1 protein-coding gene is annotated in these 3415 nt (G+C 71.0%); it reads right to left on the reverse strand.

Annotated features, from left to right (window positions below; all coding sequences use genetic code 11):
• The coding region (locus ACZ6SA_RS49145; protein ID WP_465836401.1) for a type I polyketide synthase at nucleotides 1-3415 on the reverse strand (3415 nt) is incomplete at both ends.

The following is a 3415-nucleotide window of genomic DNA, read 5'->3' on the forward strand; positions in this document are numbered from 1 at the left end:
CCGCGCACGAGCCGCCACCAACGTGCAGGCATCCTCCAACGAGAACACCCCCGCCACATAAGCAGCAGCAATCTCCCCGATCGAATGCCCCACCAGCACATCCGCCCGCACACCCAACGAAGCCAGCAACCTGTACAGCGCCACCTCAAAGGCGAACAACGCAGGCTGCGTCATCCCCGTCTCGCTCAACACACCCTTGGGATCGGCGAACATCACCTCACGCAGCGAATGCGGCAACAACGGATCGAGCACCCGGCAGATCTCGTCCAGCGCCTCCGCGAACACCGGGAAGTGCTCAACCAGCACCGACCCCATCCCGACCCGCTGGCTGCCCTGACCCGCGAACAACAACGCCAGCTTCCCGCCAGAACCGCTACCCGAGATCGCAGCAGAGGGATCGTCAGCCAGCGCCCGCAGGCCGGCCACCAACTCGTCCCGATCGCCGCCCACCACGACCGCACGCTGCTCCAGCACCGCCCGGCCCGTCGCCAGCGACCACGCCACATCTGCCGGGTCCAACTCCGGTCGTGCTGTGATCCACGAAGCGAGCCGACCGGCCTGCGCCTCGAGTGCCTCCTGGCTCTTCGCCGACACCAGCAGCGACACGACCGGCCGCTCGCCGACACTCTCGGGTTCCTGCTCCGCGACCGGGCCCTGCTCGATGATCACGTGAGCGTTCGTGCCACTGATCCCGAACGACGACACAGCGGCCCGGCGAGCGTGCCCGTTCTCCTGCCACGGCTGCGGCTCGGTCAACAGCTTCACCGCACCCGCCGACCAGTCCACATGCGGCGACGGCTCGTCGGCGTGAAGCGTCTGGGGCAGCATGCCGTTGCGCAGCGCCATGACCATCTTGATCACACCGCCCACACCGGCGGCGGCCTGCGTGTGACCGATGTTCGACTTCAGCGACCCGAGCCAGAGCGGCTGCTCTCGGTCCTGCCCGTACGTGGCGATGAGCGCCTGCGCCTCGATCGGGTCGCCCAGGGTCGTGCCGGTGCCGTGCGCCTCCACCGCGTCCACGTCAGCCGCCGACAGGCCCGCATTCGCCAAAGCCTGCCGGATCACCCGCTGCTGCGACGGACCGTTCGGAGCCGTGATCCCGTTACTCGCACCATCCTGATTGACCGCACTGCCCCGGATAACCGCCAGCACCCGATGACCGTGACGTTCCGCGTCCGACAACCGCTCCACCAGCAGCACACCAACGCCCTCACCCCACCCCGTGCCATCAGCACCAGCCGAAAACGCCTTACACCGCCCATCCGCAGCCAACCCCCGCTGCCGCGAAAACTCGATGAACATCCCCGGCGTCGACATCACCGTCACACCACCGGCCAACGCCAGATCACACTCACCCGACCGCAACGCCTGCGCCGCCCAATGCAACGCCACCAACGACGACGAACACGCCGTATCCACCGTCACCGCCGGGCCCTCCAACCCCAACGTGTACGACACCCGGCCCGACACCAAACTCCCACCACTGGTATTCGCCGGCGTCCCCAACCCATAGTCGTGATACATCACCCCCGCGAACACACCCGTCCGACTCCCCCGCAACCCCACCGGATCAATCCCCGCCCGCTCAACCGCCTCCCACGACGCCTCCAGCAACAACCGCTGCTGCGGATCCATCGCCAACGCCTCACGCGGCGAGATCCCGAAGAACCCCGGATCGAACTCAGCCGCGTCATACAGGAAGCCACCCTGGCGGGTGTAGGTCTTCCCCGGCGTGCCGGGCTCCGGCCCGTACACTCCTTCGACGTCCCAGCCGCGGTCGGCGGGGAAGTCTCCGATGGCGTCCTGAGCCTGTGCGACCAGCGCCCACAGATCCTCCGGCGACAGCACGCCGCCGGGGTAGCGACAGGCCATTCCCACGATCGCGATCGGCTCGTCGACCGCGGTGGCCGCCACGACGGCCTGCGCCGACTGCCCGCCGAACAGTTCGTCCGCCAGGAACTCCGCCACCGTCTCAGCGGTCGGGTAGTCGAAGATGAGCGTGGCCGGAAGCGGCAGCCCGGTGGCCGCCGTGAGCTGGTTGCGGAACTCGACGGCCGTCAGGGAGTCGAAGCCGAGCTCCTGGAACTGGCGTTGCCGGTCGATCGCCGACCCGTCCGCGAAGCCGAGGACCGTGGCCGCGGTGCCGCGTACGAGGTCCGAGAGCGCCGCCAGGCGTTCTGCCGGGCTCAGCGCGGCCAGGCGCTGCGCGAGCCCGCCGGACGAACCCGCGCGGCGCACCGCAGCGCGGCTGCCGGCCCGGGTCTGGACGAACCGTGCGGGGATCAGCGCGGCCCTGCCCGAGGACACGGCGGTGTCGAAGAGGGCCAGCCCGTCGTCGATGGACAGCGGCTTCACCCCCGCGCGCTCCATGCGGCGCAGGTCGGACTCGTCGAGCTCACCTGCCATGCCGCCGGTCGCCCACAACCCCCAGGCCAGCGAGGTCGCCGGCAGGCCGTGCACCTGACGGTGGTGGGCCAGGGCGTCCAGGTAGGCGTTGGCCGCGGCGTAGTTGGCCTGGCCCGCGCTGCCCAGCACCCCGGCCAGCGAGGAGAACAACACGAACGCTCTCAGATCGAGGTGCCGGGTGAGCTCGTGCAGGTGCCAGGCGGCATCGGCCTTGGGCCTCAACACCCCGTCCATGCGCTCGGGAGTGAGAGAGGCGATGACGCCGTCGTCCAGGACGCCGGCCGTGTGCACCACCCCAGCCAGCCCGTCCACGCCCTCCAGCAGCCGGGCGAGCGCGTCACGGTCGGCCACGTCGCAGGCCGCCACGTCCACCTCGGCACCCAGTTCGGACAGCTCCGCAGCCAGGTCGGCCGCGCCAGGCGCGTCCAGCCCGCGCCGGCTGACCAGCAGCAGCCGCCTGACCTCGTGCTCGGCCACCAGGTGACGCGCCACCAGCGCGCCGAGCCCGGCCGTGCCACCTGTGACCAGCACCGTGCCGTCGGGGCCGAACACCGGCGCACGATCGGCCAGCTCCGCGACCCGGCCCACACGCGGCACCAGCAGCCGGCCATCCCGCACCGCGACCTGCGGCTCGCCGGTCGCGAGCGCGTGACCGACCGTCTCGGCGTCCAGCCGCTCGGTGTCGGCGTCCAGCAGCACCAACCGGCCGGGCTGCTCGGACTGCGCGGCCCGTACCAGGCCCCACACGGGTGCCAGGCTCAGGTCCACGTCCTCGTCCGCCTGCACGGCCACCCCGCCACGGGTGACGACGACCAGCTGCGACGATGCCAGGCGCTCGTCGGCGAGCCATTCCTGCACCAGGGCCAGCGCCGCGCGGGTCGTGGCGTGCAGGTCCGCGCCCGCGCAGCGGGCCACGACCGCGTCCGGGACGTCCGCCGCGTCGATGGAGGCCAGATCCGGGTGGATCTCTGCCCCGGTGCCCAGGTCGTCGGTCCCCAGCACGACC

Source organism: Nonomuraea sp. NPDC049378 (genome assembly GCF_055586745.1).